Raw genomic sequence first — 15,717 nt, forward strand, 5'->3', positions numbered from 1 at the left:
CTACCTCGCCGGCCTCCACCTCCGCGCCGCGATGATCTGGATCGACGACCTCCTGAAGGTCGCCGACTGATCACAACATCACACAGGCCCTAGGCCCCCCGTCGGACGGACCGACTTCCCTCGTCACTGTCCACGCGGCCGAGTTGAGCAGGCACCGCACAATCCGGCTGCGGGCGATCGACGCCCTGCTGGAGTGGGCGGAGCTCGGCCATCCGCAGGCCCGGGCGGCCCTGTCCCAGGTCGTCTCCGACCACCGGACGCAGGATGTCACCGTCTGGACCAAGGCGCTCAACCGGATCGCCCTGTTCGGCGACGCGAGCGTCGAACCGGGTCTCCTGCGCGCGCTCGCCGACACCGGGCACCGCGGGGTGCGGTGGTCGGCGATCGCCTGTGCCGAACTCGGCTGCCGCCGAGCCGTTCCGCTGATCACCGCCCTGCTGGAGCATCCCGATCCGATGGTCCGCGAGGGCGCCTGCGAGGCGCTCGGCCTCTTCGAAGAACCAGCCGCTGTGCCTGCCCTGACAGCCCGGCTGAACGACGAGACCGACTGGGTTCGCAGCAGAGCCGCCCAGGCGCTCGGCCAAATCGGCGGCGACCGGGCACTTGCTGGGCTCTGGCAGGCCATGATGGAACCCCGGAACCCGAAGGCCAGCTATCTCTCCTCAGCGATCGCTGCCTTTGGCCCGCCGGTGGTGGACGACCTGATCACCCTCACCACCGATCCGGACCCGGACTTCCGAGCACTGGCATGCCGCGCTCTCGGCTCCACCGCCGACGACCGGGCCCTGCCGGCGCTGGAACGCCTCGCCGCCCACGACCTCGCCAGAACCACCCTCGGCGGCCTCGTGGCAACCGCCGCCAAACAGGGGCTGCGGACTGCGCACCGCATTCGCGCGCGCACCGCATCGACCTGAGTTCGACGCTCGCCTCGACTGGCGTTCATCCTTAACCCAGGGCCACGTTGCACGAGGAGACCAAGGCGTGTTCTCACTGCTCGGCAACATTTGCCGGGCGACTGACCCTCGCGCGTTCTCAGAACACTGCGAAAACCGTTCCTGGTCTCCACATGCGCAGCCAGGCAGCTTGGGTTTCAGGTCGGCGGGCGCAGGTGGAGGATGTTGCCGATGTCCTTCAGGACTGGTCCCGGTTGGTCTTGGTCATGTGTGAGCACAGCTGCGGCAAGGGTGAGCCGAGTGATCCGCTGGCGAAGGTCCTGGATCTCGGCGTTCTGGTCGGCGATGGTCTCCTTCAGCCGAGTGACGGTTTCCCGGAGTCGCTTCTCGGGTTCGGGGACCTGGCGGGTTTCGGTGCGGACGCGCTCGTAGAACTCGTTCTTCAGGTCGACGTGGCGTTTCATAAGGGCCATACGGTGAACGTCGGCTTCGACAGCTAGGGCGGTAGCGGTGAGGCTGCCGTTGGAGAGCGTGGCCTGGCCGGTCAGGAGGCGGTCGATGGCCTTTCGGATGCGGGTGCGCTCATCGTCGTGGGTCGGGTTCATGACAGGGCCTCAGCGGTCTGGGCGGTGGAGTCATGGGCGTCAGCAGTGGCGCGCAGGCGGGCGGCGTTGGTCTGCAGACGGCGGGCGAGGGGTGGGGGCAGGCGATCGGCGAGCTCGTCGAGTTCGTCGGCGCGTTCGCGGAGCAGGAGGGCGTGGCCGTCAGTGCGGACGGTGTTCGCGCAGCCGGGACGGCAGTCATACTGGCGGGGTGCGGTGGTACCCGGGTCTGGATCGCACATGGCCACGTCGTGCTTGAAGGCGCAGATCAGCAGTGCCTCGGGGTTGTCGTAGAGCACGATGCCGTCGCGGGCGAGGTAGGCGCGGGCCTTGTGTACGAAGGTGCGCGGGACAACGCGGACTGCGTGCGTGATCGAGCGAGAGGCCGCCGTCAGGGCCGTCGAGGATGAGCTGGAGCGTGACTACCGGCAGCGGCAGGCTGCGGGCGTGGACGCGATGCGGATGGCCGTGGTCGGTGTCGAGGAACACGAGCTGGTGTGGATCGTGTCCTGGACCACCGAAGAGTTCGTGCGCACCCGTAATCCGCAGTTCATGCTTGCTGGCAACGGGCCGTACCTGGTCGACCGCGTCGACGGGGGACTGCACCAGGCCAGCGTCGTCTCCGTGCTCACGGGGGAGTGGGAGAGCGACTATCGGGCCCGGATCCGTGGGATGCCCGTGCGCACCGCAGTCGACGATCTCCACGACGAGGTATGCGAGACCGCCGCTGCGCGCGGTCGCCTGCACGCTGTGCGGACGCTGCGCCAGCGGCTTCCGGTTCTCTCGCCCGAGGAGGCCCTCGAGTATGTGGGCGGCTTGCTGGACGGCGCTGCTCCCGCGCGGCTCGTGGCCATCGCTCAGGCAGAGCTCGTGGAACCGCTCGATCTGGTACTTATGGTGGAAACGATCCAGCGGAGCGGCGTTCCGGGCGGGTAAGAGGGGTGGGAGCGAGAGCCTTGGCTGTCGCTCCCACCACGAAACCGCTCTCCCCGTCAGGAGGTGGCCGTGTCGCTGTCGCTGACCGGAGCGTCGTCGGTGACGGAGACGGGGGCGGCGGGCCCGGTCTTGGTCTTGGTCTCGGTGTTGTCCTCCCAGCTCTGCGGGTTGAACCCGGCGGCGTGGGCGGCGTCGTAGGCGAACTCACCGAGCTCTCCGCTGTCGAGTTCTCCGGCGGTCTCGGCCACCACCTGCGCGGCGAGCTTCGGGTCGGCGCGGTGGAGGGCTTCGAGGTAGCGGTACGCGCTCCAGGCCGTGACACCCGAGGCCGCGTGCGCGGCCAGGGCCGTCGGGGAGTCGCCGTCCTCCTCGAAGAGATCGCGGGTGGAACGCATGGTCTGGTGCAGGAGGTCCTTCGTGATGCCCGCGACGGTGCGGGAGGCGCCGGGCACGGTGTACCGGGCCAGGACACCGGAGACCGGTTCCGTACCGGCGAGGGCGCTGGTGAGGGTGGCGTCCCAGAGGGTGTGGAGGTGGTCGAGGTCGTCGGCGAGGCTCGTGGGGAAGCCGCTCTCCATGGTCCGCATGGGCATCTGGGCGCCGATGAAGTCCTCGCCGGCCAGGAGCGCGGCGGTCCGGCCGGGACTCACCCACATCCGCAGGCGGGTGTCGGCGGCTCCGAAGCGGCTGATCTTGTCGGTGTCGAGCACCGGGCAGGCCGTCTCCGTCCCGTCGCTGTTCTCGGTCTGCTTGATGATGCCGCGCAGCAGGCCGCGCCAGTCGATGTACTCCTGGGCGTCGTCGGTGGTCAGGCTCATCTCGCCCTGCGGGGCGGCGAGGCGGGCCTTGTGCCCGGTGAGGGTGAGGGTGACCGGGTCGTGGCCGGGCAGGCAGGTGAGCCACCGGCGGAGCGCGGGCAGCGCCCGGGCCGGGAGGGTACGGGCGAACGGGGTGCCGTCCAGGCCGTGGTGGCGGTAGCGGGCCACCGCCAGGGTGTAGCGGTCGGTGGCGACCGCGTACAGGTAGGTGGCGTCGGCCTCCAGGAGCACGCCGTGCAGCATCGGAAGGGCCTCGTCGCCGATGTGGCCGACGGTCCGTTCCAGGAGGCGGCCGAGCTGGTGGGCGTTGAGGGTGACGGTCACGAAGGATCTCCAGAGTGAAGAGGCGGGATGCGCCGTGCCCCCGCCGACGGTGTGGTCGGGCGGGGGCACGGGGCGGAATGCTGATTGGTCTGGTCAGGGGCCCGGGGGCTACCAGCAGAGGTGGGTGACGGGAACGGCCTTGGGTGGCCGGGCTGGACATGGTCCAGGAACCAGAGCCAGTCGGGGTCGTTGCCTCGCGGGGTCCGGGCGGCGGCGACCAGGGCGAGGGCCTTTGTGACGGTGTCGGTCAAGGTCTCGCGCACTGGGCGGGACGGGGGAGCCAGCCGGGCCGGTGGTGAAGGGCAGGACGTGGGGGGGGCCGCCCCGGGCCCGGAAAGGGGCTGGGGCGGCCCTCCGACTGGGGCTGGTCAGGAACTGCAGGTCAGCCCTCGTCGTCGTTCTCCTCGTACTCGTAGATGGACTCGAGCGGTGCTGCGGCTGCCTGTGCGGCATCCTCGGCTTCGACACGAGCGTCGTGCAGGTGGCCGTCCTCGCGGAGCTCGGCCCAGATGTCGCCGTCGTAGTGGGTCACGTGTGTGGTCCTCTCGCTGCGGGCCCGGGACTGTCCCGGCTCCCCTCACCGCCCGTACGCGACGGGCGGATCGGGCAGACGTCAGAGGGGCGTCGAGAAGAATGCGGGTGGCCGCCTGGTCCTCGCGGATGCGGCAGGTCACCGGTGTGTGCGGGGGTTGAGGATCAGCGCGGCAAGGACACGTGCCGGGGTGGCGTGAGGTGGGTGCGGGTGGCCGGTTGGCCTGTTCGGTCACCGGGACCGGCCTCCTCCGAAGTGCGGGGCGGTTTGGTGCCGGTGGCCGGGCGGGGCGGTCGGAGTCAGGGGTCAGAGGGCTGCGGAGACGACGAGGAGGATGAGGGCGGCCGACCCGCCGATGAGGAGGGTGGCTCCGGCGTTGGCCCACCAGTAGTGGCCCATCGCCTTCTCGTCGTGGAGGTCGCTGAGGCCGTCGGCGATGCGGGCGTGGAGTGCGGCGAGCGGGGTCAGGGCGGTGTACCAGCGGCCGAGTCGGTCTATCTGGCCGGCGATCTCGTCGTCGGGGATGTGTCCGCCGTGGATGGTCTGGCGGTGCGCGGCGGTCTCGGCGGCCAGGTCGTCAGGCTGGTGGACGACGGGGCTGGTGGTACGGCAGACGGTGCAGCGGTAGCGGAAGCGGCGCACGGCGGTTGGTCTCCCGGGGTGTGGGGGTTTCGGGCAGGGAACGGCGACGTGCCGCCGGGGGTGTCCGGGCGCTCTATTCCCCGTGCTGAGATGGGTGATGGTGGTGGACGGGTCAGTGGATCTCGTTGCGGGTGCGGGCGAAGAACGCGCCGCGGGTGGTGCTGTTGTTGTGGATCTCGGTGTGGTGAGTGACCGGGGCCTCGTAGACGTTCTTGGTGACGGCCGCGCGGGCCTTGCTGATCGCGCCGCTGATGGCGGTGGCGGCCATGGCAAGGGCCGCGACCGGCAGGGTGGCCATGAGGACACCGGCGAGGCTGACGGAGGCCAGGCCCTGCAGGACGAGCCAGGAGCCGCAGCCGATGCCGGTGATCCCGGCGCCCACGCCGATGCTCGCGACGGCGATCCCGGCTGCCCAGGCCGGGACGATCCGCTGGTCGGGCTGCGGGACGGGCGGGGTGGTGCCGAAGGACGGCGGCATGCTGTCGTTGCGGTAGGAGGTGGGGTGCTGCCGGCCGGGCTGGGCCGCCCACTCGTCGAGCAGTCGGCGGGCTTCGGCCGCGGCCTCGGACTCAGGCATGCCGGACTGGGTGGTCTGCTGGGGGTCCATCGGGATTCTCCGATCACGCGGGAATGGGGCGCATCCTCCTGGCCGTGGCAGGGAGGGCGCGTGGGGGAGTGGCCGCGCGCAGCGGGGAAGGGCGTCGCCGGAGTTGTTTCCAACGGCGCCCTTCGGCGATGTGCGGCAGGTGATTTGAGGTTGGCCGGTGGGTAGTGACCGCACTGGCGTCCCGAGCATCCTCGATCCGGCGGGCGCGGTGGAGGATTCGGGTGGAGTTCGTCTTCGATTGTGGTTGGTGTGGCGGGGAGAACTACTTCGTCGGCCGGCAGGTCGGCTGGTGGGTCGACAGGTGGGAGATCCCGTCGGAGTGGGACTGCCGCTTCTGCGACGGGCTCAACGACACGCCCGACCCTCCATGGACGGAGGCGTAGGCAAGAAGCTGCCGGGCGGGACGACGGCAGGGCCCGTCCGGTATCGGCCGGGCCCTGCGGGTGGGGATGGATCTCTGGGGCGGGTTCAGACGCCGGAGAGGTTCTTGATGGCTTCCAGCGCCTGGCGGGGTGAGGTGACCGTGTCGCGGCGCGCTGTGGGCTTCCCGCCGCCGCTTCGGCGTTTGCCGCCGCTCTTCTTCGGGGCGTCATCCTCGCCGTCGGGTTCGGGGCCGAACTCGCCGGGGCGGGGCGGCTCGGTCCAGTCGAACCACAGGTCCCGTGCCTCGAGCTCGCGGATCTCGTAGTCGGTCAGGGTGGCGACCATGTCGGGGAAGTAGCCGTCGATGCCCGCCTTGAAGTCCATGAACAGCGTGCGCAGGACATCCGGCTGGGTTCCTTCCACGATCCAGCCCGCGCCGCCGGTGTTGGAGTCGCTCGGCGGCTCGGGCTCGCCGCGCATGACCCGCTCGATCCGGCCTTGCTCAGCCGGGGAGAAGGAGCGGGGGAGTGGGTCGGGGATGTGCTCGGACGGGATGCCCAGGGCCTTGAACATCTCGCCGACCTTCTTCGGTGCGACCTTGAGCACAACCGGGATGCAGTTCTCGCGCAGGTTCTCGCACAGCAGTTGGGTGAAGCCGTCCTGGACGTAGATGGACTGGCCTGCCACCTTCAGGCCGACTGCGTACTTGCGGCCCTTGACCGACACGAGCTCCGCGAGGTCCATGATCTCCGCCCCGTAGTCGCCGTTGCGGGCGGCGGAGAGGAACTCGTCGAGGTACGCGGACAGCATCCGGTACGGGCAGCCCGGCCGGATGGGGTCCCACTCGTGGACCTGCCCGTCCTGCCACGGCATCTCGCCGCGGATCTCCATGAGCGCGACCAGCACCCGCAGGAGCCGGAGCATGTAGAGCGCGCCGACACCGTAGCGGGCGGCGTGCTTGCCCAGCGCGGCGGTCTTCTCGTCGGGGGCCTCGGTGGTGAGCATGACGACGGCGCCGAACAGGGCGTCGGCGGCGACGTGCAGGCCCATCAACTGGGTCTTGCCGCCGCCGGAGGGAGCGACGAACAGGCCGTGAGCCGCGCCCCGGTCGGTGTAGACACGGTTACGGGCGGGCTGGCCGTTGCCAAGGAAGCCGGTCACCCACCGGCCGTTCTTGTCCGGGGTGAGCAGCTCGCGGGTGGCGGGGAAGACTTGCGCCAGCGGGCTGGAGTCCCACAGGGAGACCAGGACCTGGTTGCCGTCGACGGTGACGAACAGGCGGCCTTCGTCATACTTGGTCTTCAGCGCGGCGGCGAGGGCGTACTTGTTGACACGCGGCTCGCCCGCCTCGGCGGGGACCTGGGCGATGTAGTGGGTGACCTTCCGCTCGTGGTCGCGGATCTTCTTGATGAACTCCGAACCGGGCAAGGACCCGCCAGCGATCCGGTCGGCCCACCACTCGTGGGTGGTCGGGGCCTTGCGGCGCCGATCGTTCGCGTCGGGGGTGACGTGGACCTCCCGCCAGGCGGGGCCGCCCTCGCGCCCGTGCTGCCTGACGACCTCCCTGATGGTCACGTCGGTGGCGTCGACGCCGAACGCGGCGGCAATGTCGTCCTCACGGAGCCCCGAGATGGCCCGGCCGGCTTCGGAGGCACGGAGCAACAGCGACAGGTCGTTGGGCGTGCCGTCGTACGGGGTGGCCTTGACCACGATGGTGCGGCCAGGTGTGCCGCCGGTGTCCCACAGTGCGCGGACCTGAAGGGTGAAGGCGTCGGCGCCGTCGTCCGGCTGCGCGAGGGACGGCTCGGGAGCGGCCTGCAACTGCGGCGCGGGGGCCGGGGCTGCGAGCGCGGGACGGTGACGGCGACGGGTGTGCCGGGAGAAGGGCAGCACCAGCAGGCCGGCCGTCGCCCAGCCGGCGGCGAGGATGCCGTCCAGGCACCACGGGCCCCAGCCGATCGTGTTCCGGGCGGCGATGTCGATCGCTGCTGCGGCCACGAGCGGCGACCAGCGCAGGATCTTGCGTCCCGCACCGGCATCGTCGCTCTTGGCGGCCAGGACCCAGCCGCCGACACCGGCCACGCCCGCCAGATGCACGACCGTGCTGACAGGGCTGTCGGCGAAGAGGTTCGGGGCCGCGGCGAGGGCCGGGGCAGCCAAAATGTAGAAGGTGCGCTCCAGGGCCACGCTGCGCGGCACGGACACGGGTCTTCTCCTTCGGGGTGTGGCGATGGACAGCCCGCCGTTACGTGGCGGGCCGCCCATCAGGGGTTTCGGTGGGTCGGGTCAGTGGGCGAAGAAGCCCGGTTTGGGTGTGCGTTCCTTGCGGCTGGAGCGGATGTCGTCCAGGGCCTCGTACAGGCGTGCGTGTGTACGGCGTGCGTCGTGGGCGAGGCCGCAGATTTCCTGGGCCGTCTCGTGGAGCGTCTGGACTTCGGCGGCGGCGCCGCCCAGGGCGACGGACACCTGGTTGGTCATCTCGATGAACCTGCGGTCCAGTTCGGCGTTGGCGATGTCGACGGCCAGGCCCTCCGTGCGCCGGGCGTTGGTACGCATGGCGTGCAGCAGCAGTTCCAGGTCGCTACTGGCCAGGTCCATGGCGGTGGACAGTTCCTTGAGCTTCCGCTGGACGGCCTTGTAGCGGTTGTCGCCGTCGGTGCGGACGGCGAACGTTCCGGGGCGGGCTGTGAGGTCGCTCATCAGCAGAGTTCCTTCCTAGTCATGGTGGGCGGCGGAGGAGGCGGTGGCCAGGCCCGCGTCGTCCATCGCCTCAATGTCCTGGCCGTAGACGCGGCCCACCGAGACGGCGGCGAGCCGGGCCCCCTCCGAGGCGAACTCGCACTCGGTGGCGCACCGTTCGGCCAGTGCCTGCATGCGGGCTGCGGCGTCGGCCAGGTCCACGACCTGGCCGACGACCTCGGTGTCGATGTTGTGGTCAGCGACCAGGTCGGCCGCCATGTCCCGCAGAAGATCGGCGACCTTCCCGAGCGATTCGGCCAGGTCCTGGGCGCGGTCCTTGTCGAGTGCGGCGGCGATGGCGATGTTCACGATCTCCGTCAGGTACCCGCCGAAGGTGATGTCGGTACGGTGTTTGACCGACATCGGGGCCTTGCCCGACGCGGCTGTGTTGACTTCCGTCACGGGGTCCTCCTGTGCTGTGGGCCGCCGGGTGGTGCCGGGGCGCTGGGTGTGCGGCTCGGGCGCGCGGGGGAGGCTCGCCGGGCTGCTGACGTGCGTCCCGAAGGGGTCGGACGGGTCGTCGATGATGACCGCGTCGGGGATGTCGTCCTCAGCCGGTTCGGGCTGCGGGGTGCGGGGCGGGCCGCCTGGGCGGTCCACCGTGACGTCGCCCAGGTCCTCGGGCCGAAGCCTCGATGGCTCCTCCGGCTCGGGCGGGGTGTTGCCCTTGCCAGCGTTGGTGAAGAAGTCCTTGAGCTTCTCCTTGAAGGAGCGCTCGTCGTCGCTGCCGTCGGCGCCCGACGGGTCCTTGACCTCGTCGGCCTTGGGGTCGGTGTCCGTCCCGGTGCCGTCCTTCGCGTCCGTGTCTGCGGAGGCGTCAGACGGCTTCTCGCCGCTCTTCTTGTCGTCGTCCGGCTCCTTGGTGGCGGAGTCGTCCTTCGGACCGCCTGAGGGCTTCTCAGGGTCGTCCTTGGCCATCTTCTTGGTCGTGGCCTCGGAGTCCTTGCCGCCGGTGGTGTCAACGGCGTCGTCCTTGGCCTTGTCGTCCTTCGCGGCCTTGTCCTTCTCCGCCGCGCGGCGCTTGTCCCAGCGGCGTTGCGACTCCTCCCCGAGGGCCGCGCCCAGGGTGGTGCGGTCGTCGGCGGCCTTGGCCGCCTCCCGCTTCGCCCGTGCCGTGGCCTTCCGCTCGGCTTTCACCCTGCGGCGTTCCTCGCGCGCTGCCTGGACGGTGGCGCGGTCCTGGTCGCGGTCCTTGCTGCGGTCGGCGAGGTTGGCGGCCTGGTTGGCGCTGCGCAGCTGCTGGCGTGCCGCCTGGCGGGCGGCGGCGCGCTCCTGGCGGCCGCGGGCCCGCTCGGCCCGGGGGCTGGCGGGCGGCGAGTCCTTGGACTTGCCGCCGTCGCCCTTCGAACCGTCCTTGCCGGTCCCGGTGCTGCCCGAGCCGCTCTTGCCGCGGGAGCCGCCCGAACCTTCCTTGCCTGTAACGGCCTTGCCCGACCCGGAGCCTCCAGAGCCGTTATGGCGGCCTTTCGGGCCACCGGACGACTCATTGCCCTTCGAGGAGACCTTGCCGCCGCCAGCGGAGCGTTCAGGGCCCTTCCCGGCGCCCTTGGGGGAGTTGCCGCCCCCGGAGCCGCTGGACCCGTTCGTTCCCGGACCCCGGGCCCCGCCGCGGCCGGAGCCGCCCCCGCCGCCGGCCTTCGAGCGGCCGCCCTTGTCGGTGCCCAGGCCGGAGCCAGAGGACCGCGCCGCGTCAGCCTTGCCGCGCGCCGCTGCCTTGTCGGACTTCGCTCTCATCTGCGCGGTGTGGAGCTTCGCGTTCTGTTCCATCATCGCGGTTTCCTGCGCGGTCCGGGCCTCCAAAAGTGCGGCCTTACGCGCTATCTCCGCCTCACGGAATGGCGCTTCACCGGCATACCTGTCCCGCGCCACTTCCAGACGGAGTTCCAGCCAGTCACCGAGACGGTCGGCGAGAGAACGAGGCTGCTCGTATTCATCTTCCTCGTATTCCTCCTCCTCGGAATCCGTGGCGTCCGGCATTCCAGTTTCCCGCAATGCGACTTCCGGGAAAATAGGGCCGCGAATTGCCGCGAGTCCCCTGATCGCTCCTTCTGGGGATTCCGGAGGAGCACCGTCGTCTGCGCTACTGCCGGACGGTTCGGAGTAAAAGAAGTCCCCGGCGTCGGGCGCATCCGGCATTCCGCCGGAATCGCTGCCCCGAGTGGGGAGGTTGATGACGTTGCTGTCGGTGTCGTCGGACACTCGACTCCTCCTCCTAGACTTGACAGTCGGTGTCGGCCTCGCGTACACGCGCGCACGCCACGCGCGGCACGCGACACGCGCGGCACGCGTTGGGATCACCGAAGGGCCGCCCCCGGGGATCGGGAGCGGCCCTTCGAACGGGGCGCGGGGAGCTAGCAGACGTGGCGGCTGTAGACGTTGTGCAGGGCGAGCGCGGCCTCACGGATGAACTCCGTGTTCCCGTCGCGATATGCCTGGGTGCCTCGGATATTCACAATCCGGAGCCAGGCATAAAAGGTGCCGAGGTCATTGCCGTGCTGTGCAATCAAATCCTGTTTGATTTTGCGCTCGTGTTCCGCACGGTTGAAATCCTTCCGCTCGGCTTTCGTGAGCGGGCGACCGGCACTCACGCCGACTCCCTGCGGTCCAGGTTGTAAATCGACGTAGGACCACCATAGCCCGGATTCGGGCTCTGCGTACCCTGCCGACCCGGGGTTTCCGGGGCGGCCTGGAGTGTCGGGTTGTTCTTACGCGCCTTGATCTGAACCTTTTCCTTACGACTCTTCTTGACCTCCTTCACCTTTTCGTCGTGGGCATGGCGCTTATGTGCACTCTTTTCCAGTCCCGAAGTGGCGCTCTTGAGGTCTTTGAGGACTCCATTCAGCGAGTTTTCCACCGGGAAAGAGCGCAGAAAAGCCTGACCCCACTTGTCACCGTCCACGCGGACCCCGCGGCAGTGCACGCGGGCCTCGCGCTGGAGGATCTCCAGCTTGGCCTGCATGTCCAGCACGACCCGGTGGAAGTCCGCGAGGTAGTGCGCGTAGGCGTCGGGGTTCTGCGCGATCTCGCGCAACGCCGCATGCGGGTCGTCGAAGAAGGGCTGGCCGTTGTTTTCGGTGCTCACGGGGTCCTCCGTGGGGTCGGATCTGCTGTACTCGGGGGCTGTGGACTGCTTCCGGCAGTCGCAGTGAGGGCCAGCCCGATTCACGTGGGCTGGCCCTCACTGGTGTGTGCCGGACTGGTGGGTCAGGTGAGGTACTTGTCGGCGTCCTCGGGCCGCAGCAGCCCGGCGTCCTTCAGCAGCCGGACCGCGCGAGGCTGGTTGACCGAGAGGTCGGTACGGGCGCGGTAGAGGGTGACGTAGCCGTCGTCGTCGCGCGGGAGTTCCTGTACGAGCGGGAGGAGTTCGGCGTCCGTCCGGGCGGGCGTACCGGGTCGGTCCGTACCGCCTGTACGGCCCGTACCGCCGGTTCCGGTTGCACGGGAGGAGGTGGTCGCCGTGCCGGTACGGCCGCCCCGTACGGTGTCATGGCCCAGCTGTGTACGGGCACTGACCGCACCGGTGCGGTCCTGTACGGCCGCGTGAGCCGTACCGGTACGCCCTCGGGGCGTCGTACTTGTACGCGCCGCCCCGTCAAGGGTGGTGTGTACGCCGTATGTACGGTCGCTGTACGGCCTGGTCAGCGCCCCTTCACCCCCGTCGTGGTGCGAGGGGTGAGAGAGGGCGTGCGCGGCGTCCGTACCGCCGTGTGCGGTGCCCGTACCGTCCGCTCGTCCGCCGCCGTTCACGGCATACACGTCGCTGTGTGCAGGCTGCGCACTGCCGGACGTCACGCTGTCCGTACCGTCCGTCCTGCGGTGCGTACCTGTACGGGCGGGCGTTCCGTTTCCGCCGTCCGTACCAGTACGGTCCGGCGTACCGGTGGCCGTACCGGACTGCGCGTCCGTACCGCCGTGTCCGTCCGTACCGTCGCCGTGCATGAGGGTGTGTACGCGCCAGATGACGGCCACGAAGATCAGGACGACGAAGGTGGTGAGCTGCCACGGCGCCGACCCGCCCTCGGGGACGAGGTGCGCCTGCTCGGAGAGGTGATAGACGACGTTCGCCGACGCCATCAGCGCGAGGGCGTAGGGGATGTCCTTCCTGGCCCGGAACGCGGTGACGCAGTAGACGTCGATCGACACCGGCAGGAGCGGGGCGACGTACTTGTCGATGCCGACCATGCGGGCGAGCTCGTACTCGCCGGAGGCGGCGAGCCCGACGCCGGCGGCCAGCGCGACCCACGGCGCCATCTTCCACAGTTTGCCGCTGAGGTTCTGGCGCCAGCCGCGCCACTTCGAAGCGGACTTCTTAGCCTCGCGGGCCTCGGTCAGCAGCCGGCGGGCGCGGGCCTCGTCGGCCTGCGCCCGCTCGGTGATGCCCTTGGCCTTGCGCTCGGCCTCGGCGGTGATGCGCTCGGCCTCCTTCTGGGCGGCCACGCGCAGCTCCTGAGCAACCGTCGTCGCCTCGGTGCGCAGCTTCTCGCGCTGCTGGTCGCACGCCGTCTTCAGTCCGGCGAGTTCCTCGGCCAGGGCCTGGCGCTTGGCGGCGGCCTCGGTGTCGAACTTCTCGCCGAGCTCGCGCAGCTCGGCGCGCAATTCGGCGCGGGCCCTCTCCGCCTCGGTGTGGACGGCGGCGACGTGGGTGTCGGCCTCGCGGCGCCGCTCGGCGGCGGCCTCGACCGCGTCCGTGTACAGCGCTTCCGCCTCGGTGCGCCGGGCGTCGTACTGCTCGGCGGCGGCCTTGGCGAGCTGGGTGTGGCGCTCGCGGGCCTGGTCGACCTCCTTCTGCGCCGCAGCGAGCAGGCTGTCGGCCTCTTCGCGGGCGCGGGCGAGGATCTGCCCGGCCTCGTCGCGACGGGTGGCGACCAGGGTGGCGATCTCGGTGAGGTCGGCCTCGGCCAGGCGCCGCAGTTCGGCGATCGCCGTCGCGGTGGCCTGGTGGTCGGCGGCGGCCAGCTCGGTCAGCTCCGTGACCTGCGCCCGCGCCTGGGCAAGGAGTTGATCGGCGCGGGTACGGGCCTCGGACAAGAGCCGGTCGGCCTCGCCGCGCAGCTGCTGCGCCTCCTTGCGCACCGTCTCGGCCTGGGTGGAGGCCGCCGCCCGCTGGGCCGTGGCCTCTTCCTGGGCGCCGACGGTGACGGCCTCGGCGCGGGTGCGCGCGTCGGCCAGGAGGGTGGTGGTCTGCTGGTGGGTGTTGGCGACGGTGCGCGCCGCCTGCTCCTCGGCCTGCGTCTGAAGGACGAGGGCCTGCTCGCGGGCGGTGTCGATGATGTCGGCGGCCCGGTCGCGGGCGTCCACGACCCTGGCCAGCGCCGCCCAGTGTGTCTCCAACGCCGCCGCCGTGTCCGAGACGGTCTCCGTCTCGGGTGCCGGAGCCGGAGTCCGGGCGGGCAGGTTGGAGGCGGCGGGCCGCGCGGCCGTGGTGGCCGTCGTCGTGGTGCGGGCGTTGGCCTTCTTACGGGTTCGGGTGGCGGCCACGCCGCCTCCTTCCAGGTCAGGTACCGCCCCGGGCTTCCCGGGGCGGTAGTGGTGCGGGGTGGGTTGGTCAGTCGCGGGGGGCGGGCAGCTCGGGCAGCTTGTTGGCGGTGGTGTGCTGCTGGGTGAGCCAGGCCATCGCGGCTGCGGTCATGCCTTCGGCGGCGGCGCCGTTCAGCGGGGCGGTGTCGATGTCGCGCATCGCGTCGATCGGCGGCAGCAGCCGCATGTAGTCCGGCCTGGCGAACTCGATCAGTCGGGCGGAGCCGAGCTCGGTCAGGTGGTAGACGCCGGTCGCCCACGCCTTCTTGACCCTGCAGACGAAGGTGTGGCCGCTCTGCCCGGTCCAGTACAGGTCCGGGTCGCGGTACAGGACGTAGTCGCCGTCCCTGAAGACGGCGACGGGGCTGACGGTCTTCTGGATGCTGATGCCCACGGCATCTCCTCGAGGAGGTTGGTGGTCCGGGCTGTCCGGCTCCCCTCGCCCCGCCCGTACCGGCGCCGGGGCCGGGACGAGCGGGGAAAGGCAACCGGCAGACAGGGGCGTCAGCGCACCCAGCGGCCGTCCTTGATGACCTGGCGGCCGTCCTTGAGGGTCAGGTTGGTGATGAAGGCGGACAAGGTCGTGCCGTCCGGGGCGCGGCGGGTGTAGTCGGTCGCCCATACCTCCTCGCCGCTCCGGTGGGCCATCACGTACACCCGGGTCTCGTAGGCGGGCTCCAGCGCGGCCGCCGCGTTCTCGGCCCGGGACTCGGTCGGCAGCACGACCGTGCCGCAGTCCTCGTTGAAGCCGATCAGGAACAGGTCGTGCATCGGGAAGCCCCGGATGTCGAGGTTGCCGGGGTGGGTCTTGACCCAGCGGCCGCCGCCGAATCTGCTCATGTCCACGGGCATCTGAAAACTCCTGTCGTCGTCTCTGAAGAACTGGCGGGAGGGGCAGCCACCGGGGGTGGGGAGGTCACTCGACGCTGATGAAGCGGAACGCCGCGAACGCGGTGCCGCGCGGGTCGGCGGTAGCCCGGACGATGCGGTCGGCCTCACCGGTGTCACCGCGGTTGACGGCATCGGCGGCGGCACGGGCCGCGTCCCAGTCGACACACACCGACACCTTCGGGACGGGACGGTGGAGCCTGGTGCGCAGTACGCGCCAGGCCCGACGGACCGGGCGCCGACGGCGCGCCCTGGTCACCCGGGCGGCTGCGTCGGGGTGTCCGAGCTCGTGGAGGATCTGCTCGGAGTCGTAGTCGGCGGCGGTCCAGCCGTCGCGGCGAGTGGTGCGCATAGCGCCTCCTGGGTGAAGGGCATCGACGTGGGCCGATGCCCGGCTGCGGGCGGGCGAAAGCCGGGCGGCCCGTCAGGCGGGCGGCCAGCTGCCGTTGGTGCGGTCATGCGGGCAGGGACTTCGGTCGCGCTCCCGGCGTGCGGGAAGGACGACCGGGTCCTTGTCAGGCGGTCTTCGTCCGGGCCGCGGCCTCGCGGAGCAGGATGGTGCGGCGGTCGCGCGGGGAGGTGCCGCCCCACACTCCGGTCGTCTCGCCCCGGTCCAGCGCGCCCTGGAGGCAGCTGTCCATCAGCGGGCAGCGACGGCAGACGGCCTTGGCCTCCTGCTCCTGGAGCAGCACCGGACCGGACTCGCCGACCGGGAAGAAGAGTTCGGGGTCAAGGCCGGAGCAGGCCGTGACGGGCTGGGTGGGCACCGCGCATGTCGCGGTCGGCGCGTAGTGACGGGTGGATACGGTGAATTTCATGTGGGCCTCCGATCAGGTCCTCTGTCAGGAAGCAGCCC

At 70.6% G+C, this 15,717-nt stretch carries 18 protein-coding genes; 2 read left to right on the top strand and 16 right to left on the bottom strand.

Translation table 11 applies throughout. The features are described from left to right. Positions 1-143: 143 nt before the first annotated feature. Positions 144-914 (top strand): HEAT repeat domain-containing protein, encoded by a 771-nt coding sequence (locus tag ACFXGN_RS31405; protein ID WP_384865617.1) that lies wholly within the window; start codon positions 144-146, stop codon positions 912-914. A 176-nt stretch (positions 915-1,090) separates the two neighbouring features. Here ACFXGN_RS31405 and ACFXGN_RS31410 read toward each other — a convergent pair whose 3' ends face one another. Then, complete coding sequence (locus tag ACFXGN_RS31410) at positions 1,091-1,498, bottom strand: hypothetical protein (RefSeq protein WP_384865619.1); 408 nt, start codon at positions 1,496-1,498, stop codon at positions 1,091-1,093. Further along, positions 1,495-1,794 carry a hypothetical protein gene (locus tag ACFXGN_RS31415; protein ID WP_384865621.1) on the bottom strand — a complete coding sequence of 100 codons (300 nt, stop codon included), beginning with the start codon at positions 1,792-1,794 and terminating at the stop codon, positions 1,495-1,497. The genes ACFXGN_RS31410 and ACFXGN_RS31415 overlap by 4 nt, the downstream gene beginning before the upstream one ends. Positions 1,795-1,864: 70 nt before the next feature. On the opposite strand from ACFXGN_RS31415, the gene ACFXGN_RS31420 reads away from it, so the two are divergent. Continuing rightward, positions 1,865-2,431, top strand: coding sequence for a YrhB domain-containing protein (locus ACFXGN_RS31420; RefSeq protein ID WP_384865623.1), 567 nt, complete (start codon positions 1,865-1,867; stop codon positions 2,429-2,431). A 56-nt stretch (positions 2,432-2,487) separates the two neighbouring features. Here the strand turns inward: ACFXGN_RS31420 and ACFXGN_RS31425 are convergent, their stop codons facing one another. The 14 genes from ACFXGN_RS31425 to ACFXGN_RS31490 all read right to left on the bottom strand — a co-directional run bounded on the left by ACFXGN_RS31425 (position 2,488) and on the right by ACFXGN_RS31490 (position 15,679). Continuing rightward, positions 2,488-3,573, bottom strand: coding sequence for a hypothetical protein (locus tag ACFXGN_RS31425; RefSeq protein WP_384865625.1), 1,086 nt, complete (start codon positions 3,571-3,573; stop codon positions 2,488-2,490). Positions 3,574-3,955: 382 nt separating this feature from the next. Beyond that, positions 3,956-4,105 carry a hypothetical protein gene (locus ACFXGN_RS31430; protein ID WP_384865627.1) on the bottom strand — a complete coding sequence of 50 codons (150 nt, stop codon included), beginning with the start codon at positions 4,103-4,105 and terminating at the stop codon, positions 3,956-3,958. Between the two features lie 306 nt (positions 4,106-4,411). Then, complete coding sequence (locus ACFXGN_RS31435; RefSeq protein ID WP_384865629.1) at positions 4,412-4,747, bottom strand: hypothetical protein; 336 nt, start codon at positions 4,745-4,747, stop codon at positions 4,412-4,414. 112 nt (positions 4,748-4,859) lie between these two features. After that, positions 4,860-5,354 carry a hypothetical protein gene (locus ACFXGN_RS31440; RefSeq protein ID WP_384865631.1) on the bottom strand — a complete coding sequence of 165 codons (495 nt, stop codon included), beginning with the start codon at positions 5,352-5,354 and terminating at the stop codon, positions 4,860-4,862. A 468-nt stretch (positions 5,355-5,822) separates the two neighbouring features. Next, positions 5,823-7,922: a chromosome segregation protein ParM gene (locus ACFXGN_RS31445; protein WP_384865633.1), complete on the bottom strand. Its 2,100-nt coding sequence runs from the start codon at positions 7,920-7,922 to the stop codon at positions 5,823-5,825. A gap of 81 nt (positions 7,923-8,003) precedes the next feature. Continuing rightward, the gene (locus tag ACFXGN_RS31450) at positions 8,004-8,417 is read right to left on the bottom strand and encodes a conjugal transfer protein TraB (protein ID WP_384865634.1); all 414 of its coding nucleotides are present in this window, start codon (positions 8,415-8,417) and stop codon (positions 8,004-8,006) included. A gap of 15 nt (positions 8,418-8,432) precedes the next feature. Next, a complete protein-coding gene (locus ACFXGN_RS31455) occupies positions 8,433-10,226 on the bottom strand; it encodes an ATP/GTP-binding protein (protein WP_384865636.1) in 1,794 nt (597 codons plus the stop codon). 581 nt (positions 10,227-10,807) lie between these two features. Beyond that, entirely contained in the window at positions 10,808-11,044 is a 237-nt protein-coding gene (locus ACFXGN_RS31460) for a hypothetical protein (protein WP_384865637.1), read from the bottom strand. Further along, a complete protein-coding gene (locus tag ACFXGN_RS31465) occupies positions 11,041-11,538 on the bottom strand; it encodes a hypothetical protein (RefSeq protein ID WP_384865639.1) in 498 nt (165 codons plus the stop codon). The genes ACFXGN_RS31460 and ACFXGN_RS31465 overlap by 4 nt, the downstream gene beginning before the upstream one ends. A gap of 122 nt (positions 11,539-11,660) precedes the next feature. Then, positions 11,661-13,934: a hypothetical protein gene (locus ACFXGN_RS31470; protein WP_384865640.1), complete on the bottom strand. Its 2,274-nt coding sequence runs from the start codon at positions 13,932-13,934 to the stop codon at positions 11,661-11,663. 67 nt (positions 13,935-14,001) lie between these two features. Beyond that, positions 14,002-14,367, bottom strand: coding sequence for a hypothetical protein (locus ACFXGN_RS31475; RefSeq protein ID WP_384865641.1), 366 nt, complete (start codon positions 14,365-14,367; stop codon positions 14,002-14,004). Positions 14,368-14,477: 110 nt separating this feature from the next. Beyond that, positions 14,478-14,825, bottom strand: a complete 348-nt coding sequence (locus ACFXGN_RS31480; RefSeq protein ID WP_384865642.1) for a hypothetical protein — start codon at positions 14,823-14,825, stop codon at positions 14,478-14,480. Between the two features lie 64 nt (positions 14,826-14,889). Then, positions 14,890-15,213, bottom strand: coding sequence for a hypothetical protein (locus ACFXGN_RS31485; RefSeq protein ID WP_384865644.1), 324 nt, complete (start codon positions 15,211-15,213; stop codon positions 14,890-14,892). A 163-nt stretch (positions 15,214-15,376) separates the two neighbouring features. Further along, the gene (locus ACFXGN_RS31490; protein ID WP_384865645.1) at positions 15,377-15,679 is read right to left on the bottom strand and encodes a WhiB family transcriptional regulator; all 303 of its coding nucleotides are present in this window, start codon (positions 15,677-15,679) and stop codon (positions 15,377-15,379) included. Between the last annotated feature and the right edge of the window lie 38 nt (positions 15,680-15,717).

Origin of the sequence: Streptomyces sp. NPDC059247, from assembly GCF_042754005.1 — a bacterium.
Taxonomy (GTDB): domain Bacteria; phylum Actinomycetota; class Actinomycetes; order Streptomycetales; family Streptomycetaceae; genus Streptomyces.

Coding starts and splice junctions, on each gene's coding strand:
- ACFXGN_RS31410 (WP_384865619.1), bottom strand. CDS start 1,498: ATGAACCCGACCCACGACGATGAGCGCACCCGCATCCGAAAGGCCATC.
- ACFXGN_RS31490 (WP_384865645.1), bottom strand. CDS start 15,679: ATGAAATTCACCGTATCCACCCGTCACTACGCGCCGACCGCGACATGC.
- ACFXGN_RS31440 (WP_384865631.1), bottom strand. CDS start 5,354: ATGGACCCCCAGCAGACCACCCAGTCCGGCATGCCTGAGTCCGAGGCC.
- ACFXGN_RS31450 (WP_384865634.1), bottom strand. CDS start 8,417: ATGAGCGACCTCACAGCCCGCCCCGGAACGTTCGCCGTCCGCACCGAC.
- ACFXGN_RS31455 (WP_384865636.1), bottom strand. CDS start 10,226: ATGATGGAACAGAACGCGAAGCTCCACACCGCGCAGATGAGAGCGAAG.
- ACFXGN_RS31485 (WP_384865644.1), bottom strand. CDS start 15,213: ATGCGCACCACTCGCCGCGACGGCTGGACCGCCGCCGACTACGACTCC.
- ACFXGN_RS31480 (WP_384865642.1), bottom strand. CDS start 14,825: ATGCCCGTGGACATGAGCAGATTCGGCGGCGGCCGCTGGGTCAAGACC.